Here is an 18800-nt window from a genome sequence, read left to right as displayed (position 1 = left end):
TACCTCCGCTTGTTGCTCGACGAGGGACGTCTTCCCCTACGCCCTGACTCGAGCTGCGGAACGGCTTCAGCGCGGCTCCCGAATACCGCCTCCGATGCGTTGTAGCACATTCTGCACCCCAACCGTGCTGTTTGGCCACATGAACACCACAAGTCACCCGGGGCACCACTTTCGGAGGGCACGCGGCCGCGTCGTCCCCGTGTCGCACGATGGATACGGCCACGCGCGCTAGCGTGATGACCCGGAACGACGAGCAGGGAGGGTTTTCGGTGCGACTGGTGCGCCTGGAGCGGCAGCAGTCCCGGGTGGCCGACGACATCCGGGCGGCACTGGCATCCCTCGGCCGCGGCAGCACCGTGATCGGCGGCATCGCCCTGATCGGTGTCGGCGCGGTTGCGGACCGCCCGATCGAGGCCGTGGTCCTCCTGCCACACGGCGTGATCATCGTCATCGGCGTCGACCTCCCGGACCCCGCCCTGCGCCTGGAAGCCCCGCTGGGAGCCGAATGGCGAGCGGACGGCTGGCCCCTGGTCGCCGACGACGACGCGGTCAACCCGGCGACCGAGGCCCTCGACGTCTCCCAGGCGTGCGAGCGCAAGATCGCCGCCCTGGTCCCGGGCACGGCCCCGGTGGGCACGATCATCGCGGTGGGCCCGTACGTGGAGACGGTCGACCAGCCGGCGGGCGACCTGGCCGGCCCGGTCCGGGTCCTGCACCCGACCCCGACGACGATGCTCGCGGCGACGGTTTCACTGGCAACGGCCCACCGGCCCCGCTCGGTGGACCAGGTACGCGCGCTGATCCGCGGCCTGGCCCCGGACGCCCCGGAGTTTTCCGACGACATCCTGGTGGGCGAAGGCTTCAGCCGCTTCACGGACGACTCGCCCCCGGAGTCCCTTTGGGACAGCGGCCCGGAGGTCCCGGCCCAGGCAGCGACTTCCCCGGCTTCGGCGGCAGCTGCTGCTTCGGCACCAGCCGGTGGATCCGACTGGCGGACCGAGACCCCGGTCCCACCCCACCCGAAACCGGTTGCGGAGCCTCCTGCCGAGCCCGAACGCGCCCCCGCCGGGGCGACGGTAGCGGAACCGCCCGCGGAAGCCGCACCACAGCCCGAACTCCCCCACACCGCCGAGCCGGCACCCACCGACACCACGGCAGCGGAACCACCCACGGAATCCGCGCCCGCCACAGCGGAGCCACCCGCACCCGCCAAGCCCGCCACAGCGGAGCCACCCGCACCCGCCAAGCCCGCCACAGCGGAGCCACCCGCACCCGCCAAGCCCGCCACAGCGGAGCCACCCGCACCCGCCAAGCCCGCCACAGCGGAGCCACCCGCACCCGCCAAGCCCGCCACAGCGGAGCCACCCGCGGCAATCGCACCCGCCGAGCTCACCGCCGCGCGACCGTCCGAGGCAACCGGGCCCGCGCCGGAGCCGAACCCTCCCGCAACCTCCGAAACCACGCCCGCCGAACAGCCGCCCGCGGCAACCGGGCGCGTGCCGGACCTTCCCGCAACCTCCGCAGCCGCACCCGCCGTGCAACCACCCGCGGAAACCGAGCCCGCACCGGAAGCGGACCTTCCGGCCGCCGCCGCATCCGCCGAGCCCACCCCAGCGGGAACCGGGCCCGCACCGCAGCCCGAACGTCCGGCAGCCACCGATTCCGCACCTGCCACCCCCGCACCGGAGCCAAAACTTCCCCTCGCCGCCGAAATCTCGCTCCCCCAGGTCGCACCGACCCCGGAGACCGAACGCACCGAAGTCCTCCCAGCGCCACCGGCCTTCCCCGGCACCGAAGCACCGAGGTCCACCCACTCGAGTGAGCCCGGACCGTCCACCACGGACACCGAACGCACCGAAACCCTCGAACCGGACGCCGCGCGCACCGAACGCTTCCCCACCACACCGCGCCCGGAGCGAGCCGCACCCCCACCGCAGCCCCCGGCCCGGCAGCCGATCCAGCCGGCCGCTCCCCAGCCGTTCCCCCGGCCCCGGCCGGAGCCCGAGGGCAGCTCCCGCACCGTCCGGTGGCTTCCCCTCGGCGCCATCGGCCTGCTCGTCCTGCTGGTCGTCGCCGCGATCGCCGTTGCCACCACCGGGGACGACACCGCCGCCGCGCCGACCGGGCCGCCCACGCCCGCCACCCAGCCGCCGCCCGCCAGTGCGACGAGTGCCGCTCCCGCGCAGAGCCTGCAGTTCGCCTTGCGCGCCGCCGACGCCGACCAGCGGTGTGCGTCGCACGCCTTCGGGGACGCCCAGGCCAGCTTGCAACAGACCAGCTGCTCCGGGGTGCGGCGCGCCAGCTACGCCACCACCGTCGACGGGCGGCCCGGGGCCGTCACCGTCGGGATCGTCGAATTCCCCGACGCCGCGCAGGCGGCCGCTTTCAAGGCCGTCGCGGACACGCCGGGCGGGGGCGGGATCCTCGACCTCGCCACCGAGACCGGCAAGTGGGGCGAAACCGCCCTGCCGAGGTTCGAGAACGCCGCCTACGCGTCGAAGGTCGAAGGCACGTCCGTGCGGCTGGTGCAGGCCGTCTGGGCGCCGGGACCGTCCACTCCGGACGATCCCGGCCTCACCCGCGCCGCGAAGGCGGCGCTGGACCTGCCCACGCAGTGAGTCAGAGCCCGTAGGCCTCGAGCAGCCGCAACCACACCTCGCTGATCGTCGGGAACGACGGCACCGCGTGCCACAGCCGGTCGAGCGGCACCTCCCCGACGATCGCGATGGTCGCCGAGTGCACCAGCTCCGAGACGTCCTGGCCGACGAACGTCACGCCGAGCAGCACGTTCCGCTCGGTGTCGACCACGATCCGGGCCTTGCCGGTGTAGCCGTCCGCGTGCAGCGACGAACCCGCCACCGCGATGTCGATGTCGACGACCCGGTCGGCCGACCCCGGCCGCGCGTCCGCCAGGCCGACCGCCGCGACCTCCGGGTCGGTGAACACCACCTGCGGCACGGCGTGGTGGTCGGCCGTCGCGGTGAAGCGGCTCCACGGCTCGGCGGAGACCTCGGTACCGGCGGCCAGCGCCGCCACCGTGTCGCCGGCCGCGCGGGCGCCGTACTTGCCCTGGTGGGTCAGCGGGGCGCGGCCGGTGACGTCGCCCGCCGCGAACAGCCAGCCACCGTCCACTGCGGACACCCGGCCGGTGTCGTCGACCGTCAGCGCGGAGCCGGCTTCCAGGCCGAGCGCCTCCAGGCCGATGCCGGCGGTCGCGGGACGGCGCCCGGTCGCCACCAGGAACTCGTCGACGACGACCATCTCGCCGTCCTTCAAGGTCAGTTCGGTGCCGGACGCCCCCGCGGCGACCCGCTCGACACCCGACTCGGTGTGGACGAAGACCCCGGCTTCGCGCAGGCCGTGCAGCACGAGGTCGCCGGCGAAGTGCGCGTTGCGCGGCAGCGGGCGCTCACCGGTGATCACCAGGTGGACTTCCGAGCCGAGCGAAGCGAACGCCTGCGCCATTTCGACGCCGACCACGCCACCGCCGAGGACGCCGAGCCGGGCCGGCACCGACTCCGCCGACGTCGCTTCGCGCGAACCCCACGGCCGGATCGTGTCGAGACCCGGGATCTTCGGCGTGTTCGGCACGCTGCCCGTGCACACGATCACCGCGTGCTGCGCGGTCAGCACGCGGTCGCCGCCGACGGTCACCTCCCGCTCACCGGTGATCACGCCGCGCCCGCGGACCGGTTCGATGCCCGCGCCGCGCGCCCAGTCGACCTGTCCCGAGTCGTCGCCCTTGCCGGTGAACCAGTCACGGCGCGCGAAGACGGCCGCCGGGTCGATCCGGTCGCCGACCGGCACGCCGGGCACGCGCTTGGCGGCGGCGAGGAGATTTCCCGGCCGCAGCAACGCCTTGCTCGGGATGCAGGCCCAGTACGAGCACTCGCCGCCGAAGCGTTCGTGCTCGACGAGGGCGACCTTCAGCCCGCCGCGGGCCGCCCGTTCGGCGGCCACCTCCCCCACCGGACCCGCGCCGATCACCACTACGTCAAAAGTCTGTGCAGCCATGGGTTCAGCGCACACCACCGCGCGGGATCGCGCAAGCCAACGGTTATCCTCGTCCGGAGAAGCTGCAAGGTCTATCGGCGGCACCGGGTGCCGTCGACCCGGTGCGCCCGAAGAGCACGGGAGGTTGTCGTGGCCAAGAACACGGCTGTGCGGGTGCTGGACGATCTGACCGGCGAGGCCGCCGCGGAGACGGTCGGGTTCGGGCTGGACGGCATCGAGTACGACATCGACCTCTCCTTCGCCAACGCCGACGCGCTGCGCGAGCTCCTGCAGCGCTACGCCGACGCCGGGCGCCGCACCGGGGGCCGCAAGCGCCGCCCGCGGATCGTGCCGGGCGCGAAGCGGCCGCGCGCGAAGGCCGTGGCGAAGACGGCCACCAAGACCACGAAGGCGACGACCACCAAGGCCGCGCCGAAGGCCGCCGCCAAAGCGAAGCCGGCCGCGGCGAACGCCGAGCCGGCGAAGACCACCCGTGCCCGGAAGACGGCGGAGCCGAAGAAGACCACGCGGGCGACGACGCGCAAGGTGCCCGGCGTCACGTTCTCGGCCGCCGAGTAAGTCCACAGTAGACAACGGCGGTCCGGGAGTCAGGCCGCGCGCTGGGCGCCGTCCGCGTGCCACAACGGGTAGTGGTAGCGGGTGTGCAGCAGCGCGCGCTGCCGGTCCCGTTCGGCCGAAGTCGGCGGGCGCGGCACGAAGGTCCCGAGGATCTGCGACGCCGCCGCCCGCACCGCGGCCTCGACCGCCGGGAAGCCGGGCCGGATGCCGTGCTCGGCCAGCGACGCCACCGGGCTGCGGTGCGAGTCGAGCGGCCGCGGGTCCGGCGGCGCGCTCGTCAGGTAGCGGCCGACCAGCGCGGCCGACGTCTCGACCAGCAGCGTCGAGTGGGCCAGCAGCCCGGTCTTCGTGCGGAAGACGGCGAACCCGCACAGTTTCGCGTCGCCGACGAACAGCCCGCGGTCGCCGATCCGCGGCACCAGGCCGAGCTGGTCGACGGCGGCGCTCATCACCTGGCCGAGCGCCTCCAGGGGCCGGTCGGCCGGGCCGGGCAGCACCAAGGTCACGTTCAGGTTGCCCGGGTCGTGGAACACGGTGCCGCCGCCGCTGGCCCGCCGCAGCACCGGAACGCCGTCACGGGCGCACTCCTCGACGCGCACCTCGCGAGCGATCCGCTGCCCGCGCCCCACCACGACGCAAACCGGGTTGCGCCAGAGCCACAGCACCGGTGACTCGGGCGCAACCCGGAGGAGCGCTTCGTCGAACGCGAGGTTCTCGGCGGGGTCGGTGAACGCGGCACGCACATCCGACCCGGTCGTCATAGCGCCTTGAGTTCCTCCACGATCTCGCCCACCGACGACTTGGCGTCCCCGAAGAGCATGCTGGTCTTCGGATCGTAGAACAGGTCGTTGTCGATGCCCGCGAAGCCGGACGCCATGCCGCGTTTCAAGACGATCACGGACCGGCTTTCGTTGACCTTGAGGATCGGCATCCCGTAGATCGGCGAGCTCGGGTCGGTCTGCGCGGCCGGGTTCGTGACGTCGTTCGCGCCGATCACGAGCGCGACGTCGGTCTGGGCGAACTCGGAGTTGATCTCGTCCATCTCCTTGAGCTGCTCGTACGGCACGTCGGCCTCGGCGAGCAGCACGTTCATGTGCCCGGGCATCCGGCCGGCGACCGGGTGGATCGCGTAGGCGACCGTGATGCCCTTCTTCTCCAGCAGCTTCGCCATTTCGCGGACGGTGTGCTGCGCCTGCGCGACGGCCATGCCGTAGCCGGGCACCACGACGACCTTGCTGGCGTAGGCCATCTGGATCGCGGTGTCGGCCGCGCTGGTCGAGCGCACCGGGCGCTCCTCCTTGGCACCCCCGCCGGCCGAGATCGCCGGACCACCGCCGAAGCCGCCCGCGACGATCGCCGGGATGGACCGGTTCATCGCCTTGGCCATCAGGTTGGTCAGGATCGAGCCGGACGCGCCGACGATCATGCCGGCCACGATCAGCGCGGTGTTGTCCAGCGCCAGGCCCATCGCCGCGGCCGAAAGCCCGGTGAAGGCGTTGAGCAGTGAGATGACGACCGGCATGTCCGCGCCACCGATCGGCAGCACGACCGTGAGGCCGAGGACGCCGGAGGCGACCAGCAGCCCGACGATCAGCAGCCAGGAGTCGCCGCCGGCGATGATGGCCACCGCGCAGCCGAGCGCGGCCAGCAGGAGCAGCGCGTTGACCGGCTGCTGCAGCTTGCCCAGGGTGATCGGGCGGCCGCTGATCAGTTCTTGGAGCTTGCCGAACGCGACGTTCGAGCCCCAGAAGGAGATCGACCCGATGATCGCGGCGAACAGCGACGCGATCGCGATGTACGCCGGTTCGTGCGCGTAGCCGCCGGTGGAGTTGAACTCGACCCACGCGATGAGCGCGACCGCGCCGCCGCCGACGCCGTTGAACAGCGCCACCATCTGCGGCATCGCGGTCATCTTGACCTTGCGCGCCGACGGGACGCCGACGACCACGCCGATCCCGACGCCGAGGGCGATGAGCACCCAGTTGCCCATCCCGGGGGTGAGCAGGGTGGCGATGACGGCGATGCCCATGCCGACCGCGGCGATCCAGTTGCCGCGGACGGCGGTGCGCGGGCCGGTGAGGCCCATCAGGCCGTAGATGAAGAGGGCGAACGCGATGATGTAGAGGATCGCGATGAAGTCGGTCACTTCTCGTCCTCCTCGGCCGGCGCGGGCTTCTTGCCCTTGAACATCGACAGCATCCGGTCGGTGACGAGGAAGCCGCCGACGACGTTGATCGTGCCGAAGGCGATCGCGATCACCAGCAGGATCTTGTTGAAGACGCCGTCGACGCCGAGGCCGAGCACGACCAGCCCGCCCAGCAGCACGATGCCGTGGATGGCGTTGGTGCCGGACATCAGCGGCGTGTGCAGGGTGTTGGGCACCTTGGAGATGACGGCGAAGCCGACGAACCCGGCGAGCACGAGCACCGCCAGGTTCTGCACGAGTGGGCTCACGCGGCACTCCCTTCGCGCCCGGCCACGCAGGCACCGGCGACGATCTCGTCTTCGAAGTTCAGCTCCAGCGCGCCTTCCTTCGTCACGAGCAGCTCCAGCAGCTCGGTGACGTTGCGCGCGTACAGCTCGCTGGCGTGCGAAGGCATTTCGGCGGGCAGGTTCAGCGGGGACGAGATGGTGACGTCGTGCTCCACGACGTCCTCGCCCGGCTTGGTCAGCTCGCAGTTGCCGCCGGTCTCGCCCGCGAGGTCGACCACGACCGACCCGGCGGGCATGCCCTTGACGGCGTCCGCGGTGACCAGCGTCGGCGCCTTGCGGCCCGGCACCAGCGCGGTGGTGATGACGACGTCGAACTTCGTGATCGCCTCGGTGAGCCGCCGCTGCTGCTCTTCGCGCTCCTCCGGCGTCAGCTCGCGGGCGTACCCGCCTTCGCCGACCGCTTCGATGCCGAGGTCGAGGAACTGCGCGCCGAGCGACTTGACCTGCTCGGCGACCTCGGGCCGCACGTCGTAGCCGGTGGTCTGCGCGCCGAGCCGCTTCGCCGTGGCGAGCGCCTGCAGGCCGGCGACACCGGCGCCGAGCACCAGCACCTTGGCCGGCGGGACGGTGCCCGCCGCGGTGGTGAGCATCGGGAAGAAGCGCGGGAGCTTCTGCGCCGCGAGCAGCACGGCGCGGTAACCGCCGATGCTGGCCTGCGACGACAGCGCGTCCATCGCCTGCGCCCGGGAAATCCGCGGGACCGCCTCCATCGCGAACGCGCGCAGGCCCGCTTCTTCGAGCTTCGCGAGCCCCTCCGGGTTGCCGCGCGGGTCGAGGAAGCCGATGAGCACGGATCCCCGGCTCAGCTTCGCGACCTCGTCCGGCGTGGGCGGGTTGACCTTCACGACGATCTGCGCGCTCCACGCGTCGCCGAGTTCGGCGCCCGCTCGGGTGTACGCGTCGTCACTCAGGTGCGCCCCGGCCCCGGCGCCCGGTTCGACGACCACGCGCAGCCCGCGCTGCGCCAGCCTCCCGACCAGTTTGGGCACCACGGCCACCCGGCGCTCCCCGGGGCGTGACTCCGTCACCACACCCACGGTGAGCTGCTGACTCTGTTCGCTGTCCGTCACACGACCTCCTCATCGGCGAGGCACGATCCGAGGGTTGTACCACGCCGGACCGACAGTCCCCAGTGACGTGAGTCGCAAGTCTCGGGGTTCTCCCGGGAAATACGAACGTCGTGCGGGAAACGTTCAGCGAGTTTTCCAGTGCGGGATGCCGAGCAGGATCAACCGCAGCCGTTTTTCCGCCGTTCCGGTGATTTTCGCGTCTTCACCTGGGCGGGCTTCCAGCAGTTCGACGGTCGTCGTGATCATCACGGAAACGATCAAGTCGGCCAGCATGTGCAGGTCTTCGGTGCTCCACGACCGCAGCGGGGTGAACCGGGCCAGATCGATCGCGAGGTCGCCGGAGAACATGCGCAGTTCGACCGCGATGGCGCGGGCGAGCGGCCCGCCGCCGTAGCGCTCGCGGGTCAGGAACCGGAAATGGTCCTCGTTCGCACGGACGAATTGCTGCACGGTGGCCACCGAGGCGCTGATCATCCCCTGGTAGGTGTCCGGGTCGGTGCGGGCCGAGCGCATCATGCCGCGCAGCGTGCGCGTCGCTTCTTCGACGAGCGCGACGCCGAGTTCCTCCATCGAGGCGAAGTGCCGGTAGAACGCCGTCGGCACCAGGCCCGCGCCCTTCGCGACCTCGCGCAGGGAAAGCGTGGCGAACGGGCGGTCGGCCAGCAGCTCCAGCGCGGTGTCCAGCAACGCCTGGCGCGTGCGCTGCTTGCGCTCCTGGCGGCTCACCGGCTCCTCTGACACGTCCACCAGCGTACGGATGTCCACCGCGTTGCTCACGTCACATCCTCCGCGTTCCGCGTTGACAGGCAGTCCACTCCTGCAGTGCACTGTTCAGTGTACAGTCGTTCACTGTAACCGAGGAGGACCGATGACGGCGCTCATCCCCCGGCGGGTGCGCAGCCTCGCCTCACTGGCCGAGGCGCTGCTGACGCCGCACGGGATGGACCGGTACCTGGAACTCGTCGACCCGATGCTGGTCCGCCGCGAGATCCGCGGGCTGGTCACGGCGGTGCGCAAGCAGACGCCGGACAGCGTCACCCTCACGGTGCGGCCGAGCCGCGCGTGGCCGGGCTTCACCGCCGGCCAGTACGTCCGCCTGCAGGTGGAGATCGACGGGGTCCGGCGCACGCGGTGCTATTCGCCGTGCGGCTCGCAGTACGACGGCGAACTGGAGTTCACGGTCAAGGAGCAGGGCCTGGTGTCCGGCCACCTGAACCGCGCGCTCGGCGTCGGCTCCGTGGTCAACCTGTCCACTCCGGACGGGAGCTTCACGTTGCCCGCCACCCGGCCGGACCGCGTGCTGCTGATCGCGGGCGGCAGCGGCATCACGCCCGTGCTCGCGATGGCCCGCACGCTCGCCGACGAGGGCCACGCCGGCGAGATCGTGTTCGTGCAGTACTCGAACGGCCCGGCCGACGCGCTCTACCGCACCGAACTGGCCGAACTCGCCGCCCGGCACCCGGGCCTGCGGGTCGTGCACGCGTACACCCACACCCAGGGCGGCGAACTGCGCGGCTTCTTCTCACCGGACCACCTCGAACAGGTGGCGCCGTGGTTCCGCGACGCGGAGGCGTTCGTCTGCGGCCCGAAGCCGCTGATGGACGCCGTGCGTGATCATTTGGGTGAACGCGTGCACACCGAAGAGTTCACCCCGCCGGCGTTGACCTTCGACACGGCGAACGCCGAGGGCCAGGTGCGCTTCAAGCGCAGCGGGCGGGAGTGCGCGAACTCGGGGAAGCCGTTGCTGGAGCAGGCCGAAGAAGCGGGCCTGTCGCCGGAGCACGGCTGCCGGATGGGCATCTGCTTCTCCTGCACCCAGCTGAAGACCGCCGGGCGCGTCCGCAACGCGAAGACGGGCGAGATCTCCGGCGAAGAAGACGAAGAAATCCAGCTCTGCATCTCCGTCCCCGTCGGGGACGTCGAGATCGACGCGTGAGGAGACTGCCATGACCGGTCTGCAGGACCGCCTGACCGCGGAACAGGTCGAGGAGTTCGGCCGCGAGCTCGACGCGCTGCGGCAGCGGATCGTCGACGACCTGGGCCAGGAAGACGTCGACTACATCCACAACGTGATCAAGACCCAGCGCGGCCTCGAGGTCGCCGGCCGGGCCTTGCTGTTCGCCGGGTTCTTCCCGCCCGCGTGGCTCGCCGGCGTCGGCGCGCTGTCGGTGGCGAAGATCCTCGACAACATGGAGATCGGCCACAACGTCATGCACGGCCAGTACGACTGGACGCGAGACCCGGCGCTGAGCTCGCAGCGCTTCGAGTGGGACACCGTGGCGCCCGCCGAGAACTGGCGGCACTCGCACAACTACATCCACCACACGTACACGAACATCGTCGACAAGGACCGCGACGTCGGCTACGGCATCCTGCGGATGGACACCGCCCAGAAGTGGCACCCGTACTACCTGGGCAACCCGGTGTACGCGACGCTGCTGGCGCTGTTCTTCCAGTGGGGCGTCATGCTGCACGACCTCGAGGTCGAGAACGTCGTCAAGGGCGAGCGGTCGTGGGCCGACAACGTGCCGGTCCTGAAGAAGATCGTGCGGAAGGCTTCGCGGCAGGTCGGCAAGGACTACGTCCTGTTCCCGCTGCTGACCGGCCCGCTGGCGCCGCTGACGTTCCTCGGCAACGCGACGGCGAACCTGACCCGCAACCTGTGGGCGTTCGCGATCATCTTCTGCGGCCACTTCCCCGCCGACGTCGAGAGCTTCACCGAAGAGGAGACGGCTTCGGAGTCGCGCGGCCAGTGGTACCTGCGCCAGATCCTGGGCTCGGCCAACATCACGGGCGGCCCGCTGTTCCACATCATGAGCGGCAACCTGTCGCACCAGATCGAGCACCACCTGTTCCCGGACATCCCGGCGCGCCGCTACCCGCAGATCGCGGGCGAGGTGCGCGCGATCTGCGAAAAGTACGGCCTGCCCTACCACACGGGGCCGCTGCACAAGCAGCTTTGGTCGGTCGCGAAGAAGATCGTGAAGCTCGCCCTCCCGCAGAGTTCGCCGTCGCCGACTACCGTGGAACCCGACCGGCAGCTCCGAGCAGCGTGAGGGCGACATGGTGGGCCAGTTCGAACGAGACAAGGACACCCTGCAGGTGATCACCGAATCAGCCGCGACGCACGTCGGCAACATAGCTTCGATCATCACCGGCGCGATCCGCGACATCGCCCGCGAGACGGGCGACTGGCTCACGGACGTCATCGAGATGCGCGAAGCCGCCCAGCGGGCCCGGGAGGACGACCCGGACACCCCGTGACCCGGCGTTCGTGAAGGCCACGTTGAGTTCCTCAGCGTGGCCTTCACGGCTTTCGCGAGCCGGGATTGTCGGTGGTCGCCGGTAAAGTGGAAGACGGGGGGCGCCCCCGCGGGCCCGTCGTCCGCGGCGCTTCGGGGCAGGTCTCCGGCAGGTCGCGAATGACTCATTCGCGACCTCTGAGGTCCCCAATGAGTCATTCGCGACGCACGCCGGCCAAGCGACCCGCCCAACCGCTCAGCCGATCCGCGACACCCACCAGCCAAGCGACCCGCCCAACCGCTCGGCCGATACCCGCGCCCCGAGTCCTTGAAAGGCCCCACCTGGGCGCTTCCCCGAGCCCGTCCCGGGGGAAAACCGGATGGGCACCACGACCCTCCCCGGCGAGACTGAACCCGTGACCAGCCTCGACCTGCCTCGCCCCCACCCGCTCCGCCGGGTGTTCGGCCCCCTCGCGGCGCGGGACTTCTGGGCCGAGTACGCCTGGCTGTGGCTCGCCGGCCCGCTCAGCCTGTTCGCCCTCTTCACCTTCCTCGTCGTCGTCTTCGCCGGCCTCTGGCTGACGCCGGTCCTCCTCGGCTTCCTCGTCCTCGCCGGCGCGCTCCTCTACGCCCGCGCCCTCGGCGCCGCCCACCGCGGCCTCGCGAAAGCCCTCCTCGGCGTGAGCGTCCCCGCGCCGCGCCGTCCCGAACTGAAGCCCGGGCTCTGGAGCTGGGTGAAGGCCCGCGTCGGCGACCCGGCGGGCTGGCGGACGGCCGGCTACCTGCTGCTGCGCCTCCCGCTGACCTTCGCGGGCCTGCTCGCCGTGGGCTCCGCGACGGTCTACGGCGTGGCCGCGACGACCTTCGCCTTCTTCTGGTTCCCGCTCGGCGAACGGGAGCTGCCGACCTTCGGCATCCGGGCCGACCACTGGGCGGGCGCGCTCGCGTGGTCCGCGTCGGGGCTGCTGGTGCTCGTGGTGCTGCCGTGGGTGACGCACGCCTTCACCGCGCTCGACCGGCTGCTCGTCGTCGGCCTGCTCGGGGAGCGCGTGCTGTCCGAACGCGTCCGCGACCTCGAGGCGAGCCGCGCGACCGCCGTCGAGGACGCCGCCCTGCGGCTGCGGCGCATCGAGCGCGACCTCCACGACGGCGCCCAGGCGCAGCTCGTCGCGCTGTCGATGAAGCTCGGCCTCGCCAAGGAAGAACTCGAAGGCGTCGACCTCCCGCAGGTGAAAGAGCTGGTCACCGCCGCCCACGCCAACGCGAAGCAGGCGTTGACCGAGCTGCGCGACCTCGCCCGCGGCATCCACCCCGCCGCGCTGGACGCGGGTCTCGACGTCGCGCTCGCCACGCTCGTCGCGACGTCCGGGATCGACGCGCGGGTCACCGTGCACCTGCCGCGCCGCCCGCCGCCGTCGCTGGAGACGATCGTCTACTTCAGCGCCGCCGAGCTGCTCACCAACGCCGCGAAGCACGGCGGGACGACGTCCGTCGAAGTCACCGAGGAGCGCGACGTCCTCTGGCTGCGCGTGCGCGACGACGGGACCGGTGACGCCCGGATCGTGCCCGGCGGCGGGCTGGCCGGCGTCGCCGAACGGCTGCGGACGGTCGACGGCGAGCTGGCCGTCACGAGCCCGGTGGGTGGTCCGACCGAAGTGATCGCACGGGTGCCGCTGCCCCGCTAGGGTCGCGGCATGCGGATCGTCATCGCGGAGGACTCCACCATCCTGCGCCAAGGCCTCGTCGAGCTGCTGACCTTTCGCGGCCACGAGGTCGTCGCGGCGGTGAAGGACGCCGACGCGCTGCGGACCGCCGTCGAGAGCCACGACCCCGATGTGTCCATTGTGGACATCCGGATGCCGCCGACGCACACCGACGAAGGCCTGCGGGCCGCGATCGCCCTGCGCGGCGAGCTCCCGGGCTGCGCGATCCTGCTGTTCTCCCAGTACGTCGAGACGAAGTACGCGGCGCAGCTGCTGGCCGACCGCGCCGGCGGCGTCGGCTACCTGCTCAAGGACCGCGTCGCGGAGGTGTCGGACTTCCTCGACGCGCTGCGCCGGGTCGCGGACGGCGAAACGGTGCTCGACCCCGAAGTCGTCAGCCAGCTGTTCTCCGCGACGCGCCAGACCGACGCGCTCGGCGGCCTCACCCCGCGGGAACGCGAAGTGCTGGGCCTGATGGCCGAAGGCCGGTCGAACTCGGCGATCGCGGCGAAGCTGTTCCTCTCGGCCGGCTCGGTGGAGAAGTACGTGACGTCGATCTTCGGCAAGCTCGGCCTGCCACCGTCCGAAGGGGACAATCGCCGGGTGCTCGCGGTGCTGCGCTACCTCGACTCCTGAGCCTTACGCTGAGAGCCATGTACTCCACCGAGATCGAGGTCCGCACCGGCTCCGACGCCGTCGTCCACGACCTCACCCGCGAAGCCGAAGGTTTCCTGCGCGACGCCGACGCGGCCGACGGGCTGCTGCACGTCTGGGTCCCGCACGCCACCGCCGGGCTGGCGATCCTGGAGACCGGCGCCGGCAGCGACGAAGACCTGCTGACCGCGCTCGACGAGCTCCTCCCCCGCGACGGCCGCTGGCGGCACCGGCACGGGAGCCCGGGTCACGGCCGCGACCACGTGCTCCCGGCGCTGGTGCCGCCGTACGCGACGATCCCGGTGCTCGGCGGCGTGCTCGCGCTGGGCACCTGGCAGTCGATCTGCCTAGTGGACACCAACCTCGACAACCCGGTCCGCCGGGTGCGGTTCAGCCTGCTCGCGGGCTGAGGGCCACAGCGTCACCAGCAGCCCCGCGGCGAGCAGGGCGCCCAGCACCCAGAGCCCGGTCGTGACGTCGGGCGCGTCCGGCACGCCCTGCAGCAGGCTGCGCAGACCCTCGGCCGAGAAGCGGAACGGCGTCCACGACCACAGCAGCGCGCGGTAAGCCGGGTCGAGCAGCTCCGGCACCTGGCCGGCGACGGCGGGCGCGACCAGGTACAGCGGTCCCAGCACGGCCATCGCGCGCAGGCCGAGCAGGCGCAGCAGCCCGGCTTGCACCGCCGCGAACGCCGTCGCCGCGAGGAAGACGAAGCCGAGAACACCGGCGTCCAGCGGCAGCGCCGGGTCCCACAGCGCGAAGAACCCGGCCACGACCGCCGTGAGCAGCACGCCGACGCCGACGACCTGCGCGAACCGTGCTCCGGCGCCGGGCACGCGGCCGGTCCGCTTCGCCAGCTGCGTCAGGCCGAGGCCGGCGACCAGCGCGCCGATCCAGGCCAGCGCGGACGCGGCCAGCGGCGCGGTCCGGCCGGCGAGGCTCACCGGGTGCCGCACCTCCTGCTTCGGCGGCCCGGCCAGCGCGGCCGCGGCGCCGGTCAGCGCCTGCTGCGCGACCTGCGTGCCCGCCGGGTTGACCGCGCCCGACGTCACGACCGTCGCGACCGGTCCGGGTCCGAGTTCGAGCACGCCGTAGACCTTCTTGTCCTCGAGGAGCTGCCGCGCTTCGGCCGGGGTCGCGACGGTCCAGGCGAGCTGGCCCCCGCCGTGCGCGGCGATGCGCTGGGCGATTCCGGGCGGCGCGGCGACGGCGACCGGGACGCCGTCCGGCGCGACGGTGGCCTGCGCGCCGAAGGTGAGGAACCCGAGCACCACCGCCACCAGCGCGCCGGCCGCGGCGGCGACCAGGGCGAGCGCCCCGGCGGGGCGCCGGACAGGACCGGTCATGACAACCTCCAGTTATTCGTCGCGTGTTGAATTAAACGCTAAGACCACGCCGCCCCGGAAGTCAACACGTGTTGAATAGTCCCGCCGGTAACCTCGATCTCGTGACGAAGAAGCGGCTGGTGCTCTGGGACATCGACCACACCCTCGTGGACTTCACCGAACTGGGTTCGGCCTGGTACGCGACGGCGTTCACCGCCGCGACCGGGGCCACCCTGCGCGTCGACCCGGTCTTCGGGGGCCGCACGGAGCTCGCCACGACGACCGACCTGCTCACCGCGAACGGCTTCGAGGCCGCGCAGGAGACGATCGAAGCGCTGTTCAAGGCCCTGGTGGCGGAATCCGAACGCGCGGCGCACCGCTTCCCGGTGGAAGCCCGCGTGCTGCCGGGCGCGGTCGAGGCGCTGACCGCGTTCGCCGGGCACGACGGCGTCGTCCAGACGCTGGTCACCGGCAACCTGCCGGAGATCTCACGGCACAAGCTCGCCGCGTTCGGCCTCCAGGAGCACCTCGACCTGGAGATCGGCGGCTACGGCACGCTGTCCGTGCACCGCCCGGACCTGGTGCCGCACGCCGTGGGGCTGGCAGCGGCCAAGCACGGGACCGAGTTCGACGCCGACGAGGTCGTCGTCATCGGCGACACCCCGAACGACGTCAAGGCCGCGCTGGACAACGGCGCGGTCTCCATCGCCGTCGCGACCGGCCACTTCTCCGCCGAGGAACTGACCGCGGCGGGCGCCCACACCGTCCTGCCGGACCTGGCCGACACCGACGCCGTCCGGGCCGCCGTTCTCGGCTGACCTCCTCCCGAAGAGGGGGATACCCCTCAGCCGAAAGGACGACTCCCCTAGGGGAAATCTCCGTCTGCTGCCCGATGCCCACGGCGACCGCGGCTCGACAGACTCTTCCCATGACTCAAACAGGGGCGGCGGGCAAGCTCGCCGGAGGGGGACGCGTCCGGGGCACGGTCGCGGTGCTCAGAGAGCGGCTGCCGTTCACCAGCACCGTCACGGCGGCCATGCTCGTGCTGGCCGTCGCGTCCGGCGCGCTCTGGAGCGCGGCCGAAGACCGCGCGGCCTACCCGTTCATCGCCTACGGCCTGCCGTCGCTGGAGGCGGGCCGCTGGTGGACCATGCTCACCGGCCCGTTCTTCGCCGTCATCCCGTGGTACTACCTCCCGATGGTCGGCAGCTTCGCGCTCTTCGCCGGCTTCGCCGAGTGGCAGCTGGGAACGCGGCGCGCGATGGCCGTGACCATCGGCGGCCAGATCGCCTCCGTCCTCGTCGCGACCCAGTTCCTCGCGCTGTGCCGCAACTCCGGCTGGCTGTGGGCCGAGCGGGTCGCGGGCAGCCTCGACGTCGGGTTCTCCGGCGGCGCGCTCGCCGCGGTCGCGGTCGCCAGCGCCACGCTGCGGCCGCCGTGGGCGCTGCGGCTGCGAGCCGGGCTGTGCGTGTACGCCGGCGTCGCGATCGTCTACGTCGGCACGCTGGCCGACCTCGTGCACTTCTTCGCGCTGCTGCTGGCGATCCCGCTCGGCAAGCGACTCGTCGGCGGCCGGCGCTCCGGCGACGCGGCGGGTCCGAACCTGCGGGAGTGGCGGCTGCTGACCGTCGCCGGCCTGCTGCTGCTCACCGTCGCCGAGATCGTGATGTTCCTGGTGCCCGGCGACGGCCCGTTCGGCTCGGCGGAAGGGGTTTCGCTGTCGGCGCCGGAGCTGGCGATCCTCGTGGTGCTCGTGGTGCCGATGCTCAACGGGCTGCGCCGGGGCGGGCGCGTCGCGTGGCGCTGGGCCGTCGCGCTGTCGGCTTTCGTGACGCTGCAAGGGCTCGCGGTCGCCACCCTCGTCGGGCTGGCCGACGTCTTCGGCGGCGACTACGACACCGAAGGCCTGCCGCTGTTCTTCGTCGACAATCTCTTGTGGACGGTCGAGCTCGGCGTCCTGATCGCCGCGCGCCACGCGTTCCGGGTGCCTTCGCGACGCCGGCTGCGGCGCCACGCGCAGGGCCCGGGGCCGGCGCTGGCCCGGTCGCTCCTGGGGCACCACGGCGGCAGCACGCTGTCGTGGATGACGACCTGGCCGCGCAACACCTACTTCGTCCGCGAAGACGGCCGCTCCTACCTCGCCTACCGGCGGCACGCGGGGGTCGCCGTCGCGCTCGGCGACCCGATCGCGCCGGACGGCACCGCGGCGGCCACGGTCACCGAATTCACCACGATGTGCGAGAACTCCGGCCTGGTGCCGTGCGTGTTCTCGGCGACGGAGGCCACCGTCGCGGCGACGCGCGAGCTGGGCTGGCAGCACGTCCAGGTCGCCGAGGACAACGTGCTGGACCTCGACGGCCTCGAGTTCCGCGGCAAGGCGTGGCAGGACGTCCGGTCCGCGCTGAACAAGGCCGCCAAGCAGCAGATCGACTTCCGGCTGGTGCGCTTGGCCGACCAGCCGGAACCCATCCTCGCGCAGGTCCGGGCCCTTTCCGAGGAGTGGATCGCCGACAAGGGCATGCCGGAGATGGGGTTCACCCTCGGCGGGCTCGACGAGGCGATGGACCCGGCCACCCGGGTCGGCCTGGCGGTCGACGCGGAGGGCACCGTCCACGGCGTGACGTCGTGGCTCCCGGTCCACACGGGAGCGGGCAAGATCGGCGGCTGGACGCTCGACGTCATGCGCCGCAGCGCGCACGGCTTCCGCCCGGTGATGGAATTCCTCATCGCGTCGGCCTGCCTGGCGTTCCGGGACGAAGGCGCGCGGTTCGTTTCGCTGTCGGGAGCGCCGCTGGCCCGCAGCGGCTCCGGCTCGGCGCGGCCGGTGGACCGGGTGCTGGAGTCGCTGGGCCGGGTGATGGAGCCGTACTACGGGTTCCGTTCGCTGCACGCGTTCAAGGCGAAGTTCCAGCCGCGGCACGTCCCGCTGTACCTGGCGTTCCGCGACGAAGCCGACCTGCCCCGGATCGGGCTGGCGCTGAGCCGGGCGTACCTGCCGGACGTCCGGCTGCGGGAACTGGCGAGGCTGGTCAGTAGCTCTCGGGCACGCTGATCCGCTGGGGGAAGCGGATCTTCCGGCGGCTGACGACGTTCTGGTCCTTCTCGATCAGCCTGCCGTCGGTCAGCCGGAGCCAATGGCCGTTCCGCGAATCGGTGAAGGCGAGCATCACCCCCGGGGTCATGTCCGGACGCTGCCACTCTTCGCGGATCGGCATCCGCCACTTCCCGGGCGGGAGGATCGCGTAGAGGTACTCGTCGTCTTCGATCACCGGCCCGCGGTGCAGGGTCGACCCGGTCATCGGCAGCTGCCGCACCAGGTCGAACGAGACGACGACGTGGTTGACCGCCTCGGCGTTCGCGTTGGAGACGACCATGTACCCGGCGGCGTCCGCCCCGGCCTCCGCGCGCTCGATCCACGCGGTGACCTTCGCGGCTTGCTCCTGCCGCTCGCGCCGGTCCCGTTCCCGCCGGTCCGCCTGCGCGACCCGGCCGTCGCGGATGGCGATCCACAACGCCACGACCACGGCGCCGATCGTGCCGATGCCCCCGACCCACTGCCCGGAGGCGCCCCACCAGTCCGGGTCCCGCGGCCGCACGAGCCAGCTCCCCACCTTCGCCAGCAGCGGCCCGAAGAGGAGCAGGACCCCGGCGACCCCCAGTACCGCGAACGCGCCGATCCGGATCCGTGCGAGCCGTCTGTCCGCGTCACCACCCATGGGGGCAGCCTGCCGAATTCCGGCG

18 protein-coding genes are annotated in these 18800 nt (G+C 72.0%); 10 read left to right on the top strand and 8 right to left on the bottom strand.

What is annotated here, in order from left to right; translation table 11 throughout:
* Window positions 1-269 precede the first annotated feature (269 nt).
* A complete protein-coding gene (locus tag AB5J73_RS23110) occupies window positions 270-2618 on the top strand; it encodes a hypothetical protein (RefSeq protein WP_370972150.1) in 2349 nt (782 codons plus the stop codon).
* Window position 2619: 1 nt separating this feature from the next.
* On the opposite strand, the gene AB5J73_RS23105 is transcribed toward AB5J73_RS23110, so the two are convergent.
* Window positions 2620-4014 (bottom strand): NAD(P)/FAD-dependent oxidoreductase, encoded by a 1395-nt coding sequence (locus AB5J73_RS23105; RefSeq protein ID WP_370972148.1) that lies wholly within the window; start codon window positions 4012-4014, stop codon window positions 2620-2622.
* A 129-nt stretch (window positions 4015-4143) separates the two neighbouring features.
* Between AB5J73_RS23105 and AB5J73_RS23100 the strand changes: the two genes are divergently transcribed.
* The gene (locus tag AB5J73_RS23100) at window positions 4144-4572 is read left to right on the top strand and encodes a histone-like nucleoid-structuring protein Lsr2 (RefSeq protein ID WP_370972146.1); all 429 of its coding nucleotides are present in this window, start codon (window positions 4144-4146) and stop codon (window positions 4570-4572) included.
* A gap of 29 nt (window positions 4573-4601) precedes the next feature.
* Here AB5J73_RS23100 and AB5J73_RS23095 read toward each other — a convergent pair whose 3' ends face one another.
* The 5 genes from AB5J73_RS23095 to AB5J73_RS23075 form a co-directional block, all read right to left on the bottom strand.
* Window positions 4602-5333, bottom strand: coding sequence for a lipoate--protein ligase family protein (locus AB5J73_RS23095; RefSeq protein ID WP_370972144.1), 732 nt, complete (start codon window positions 5331-5333; stop codon window positions 4602-4604).
* Window positions 5330-6718, bottom strand: a complete 1389-nt coding sequence (locus tag AB5J73_RS23090; protein ID WP_370972142.1) for an NAD(P)(+) transhydrogenase (Re/Si-specific) subunit beta — start codon at window positions 6716-6718, stop codon at window positions 5330-5332. The genes AB5J73_RS23095 and AB5J73_RS23090 overlap by 4 nt, the downstream gene beginning before the upstream one ends.
* On the bottom strand, window positions 6715-7026 hold the full coding sequence (locus AB5J73_RS23085) for an NAD(P) transhydrogenase subunit alpha (protein ID WP_329050201.1): 312 nt from the start codon (window positions 7024-7026) through the stop codon (window positions 6715-6717). Before AB5J73_RS23085 ends, AB5J73_RS23090 begins: the two co-directional genes overlap by 4 nt.
* The gene (locus AB5J73_RS23080; RefSeq protein WP_370972139.1) at window positions 7023-8135 is read right to left on the bottom strand and encodes a Re/Si-specific NAD(P)(+) transhydrogenase subunit alpha; all 1113 of its coding nucleotides are present in this window, start codon (window positions 8133-8135) and stop codon (window positions 7023-7025) included. Before AB5J73_RS23080 ends, AB5J73_RS23085 begins: the two co-directional genes overlap by 4 nt.
* A gap of 123 nt (window positions 8136-8258) precedes the next feature.
* Window positions 8259-8912 carry a TetR family transcriptional regulator gene (locus AB5J73_RS23075; RefSeq protein WP_370972137.1) on the bottom strand — a complete coding sequence of 218 codons (654 nt, stop codon included), beginning with the start codon at window positions 8910-8912 and terminating at the stop codon, window positions 8259-8261.
* Window positions 8913-9003: 91 nt separating this feature from the next.
* Here AB5J73_RS23075 and AB5J73_RS23070 point away from each other — a divergent pair, with 91 nt between their 5' ends.
* The 6 genes from AB5J73_RS23070 (at window position 9004) to AB5J73_RS23045 (ending at window position 14144) form a co-directional block, all read left to right on the top strand.
* Window positions 9004-10071, top strand: a complete 1068-nt coding sequence (locus AB5J73_RS23070) for a ferredoxin reductase (RefSeq protein ID WP_370972135.1) — start codon at window positions 9004-9006, stop codon at window positions 10069-10071.
* 10 nt (window positions 10072-10081) lie between these two features.
* Window positions 10082-11191, top strand: a complete 1110-nt coding sequence (locus AB5J73_RS23065) for a fatty acid desaturase (RefSeq protein WP_370972133.1) — start codon at window positions 10082-10084, stop codon at window positions 11189-11191.
* A 7-nt stretch (window positions 11192-11198) separates the two neighbouring features.
* Window positions 11199-11399, top strand: a complete 201-nt coding sequence (locus tag AB5J73_RS23060) for a hypothetical protein (RefSeq protein WP_086859936.1) — start codon at window positions 11199-11201, stop codon at window positions 11397-11399.
* A 358-nt stretch (window positions 11400-11757) separates the two neighbouring features.
* Entirely contained in the window at window positions 11758-13062 is a 1305-nt protein-coding gene (locus tag AB5J73_RS23055; RefSeq protein WP_370972131.1) for a sensor histidine kinase, read from the top strand.
* Between the two features lie 9 nt (window positions 13063-13071).
* Window positions 13072-13716 carry a response regulator transcription factor gene (locus AB5J73_RS23050; protein WP_370972129.1) on the top strand — a complete coding sequence of 215 codons (645 nt, stop codon included), beginning with the start codon at window positions 13072-13074 and terminating at the stop codon, window positions 13714-13716.
* A 17-nt stretch (window positions 13717-13733) separates the two neighbouring features.
* Entirely contained in the window at window positions 13734-14144 is a 411-nt protein-coding gene (locus AB5J73_RS23045) for a secondary thiamine-phosphate synthase enzyme YjbQ (RefSeq protein ID WP_370972127.1), read from the top strand.
* Here the strand turns inward: AB5J73_RS23045 and AB5J73_RS23040 are convergent.
* The gene (locus AB5J73_RS23040) at window positions 14082-15080 is read right to left on the bottom strand and encodes an ABC transporter permease (RefSeq protein ID WP_370972125.1); all 999 of its coding nucleotides are present in this window, start codon (window positions 15078-15080) and stop codon (window positions 14082-14084) included. The two genes, AB5J73_RS23045 and AB5J73_RS23040, sit on opposite strands and share 63 nt — an antisense overlap.
* A 101-nt stretch (window positions 15081-15181) precedes the next feature.
* Here AB5J73_RS23040 and AB5J73_RS23035 point away from each other — a divergent pair, with 101 nt between their 5' ends.
* Window positions 15182-15877, top strand: coding sequence for an HAD family hydrolase (locus AB5J73_RS23035; RefSeq protein WP_370972123.1), 696 nt, complete (start codon window positions 15182-15184; stop codon window positions 15875-15877).
* Window positions 15878-15987: 110 nt separating this feature from the next.
* Window positions 15988-18111 carry a bifunctional lysylphosphatidylglycerol flippase/synthetase MprF gene (locus AB5J73_RS23030; protein ID WP_370972121.1) on the top strand — a complete coding sequence of 708 codons (2124 nt, stop codon included), beginning with the start codon at window positions 15988-15990 and terminating at the stop codon, window positions 18109-18111.
* Here AB5J73_RS23030 and AB5J73_RS23025 read toward each other — a convergent pair.
* Complete coding sequence (locus AB5J73_RS23025; protein WP_370972119.1) at window positions 18089-18775, bottom strand: hypothetical protein; 687 nt, start codon at window positions 18773-18775, stop codon at window positions 18089-18091. The genes AB5J73_RS23030 and AB5J73_RS23025 overlap by 23 nt on opposite strands.
* Window positions 18776-18800 lie beyond the last annotated feature (25 nt).

It is taken from the genome of Amycolatopsis sp. cg9 (genome assembly GCF_041346945.1).
GTDB lineage: Bacteria > Actinomycetota > Actinomycetes > Mycobacteriales > Pseudonocardiaceae > Amycolatopsis.
Note: the sequence above shows the minus strand (reverse complement) of the source record. Positions and strands in the feature narration are given on the sequence as shown.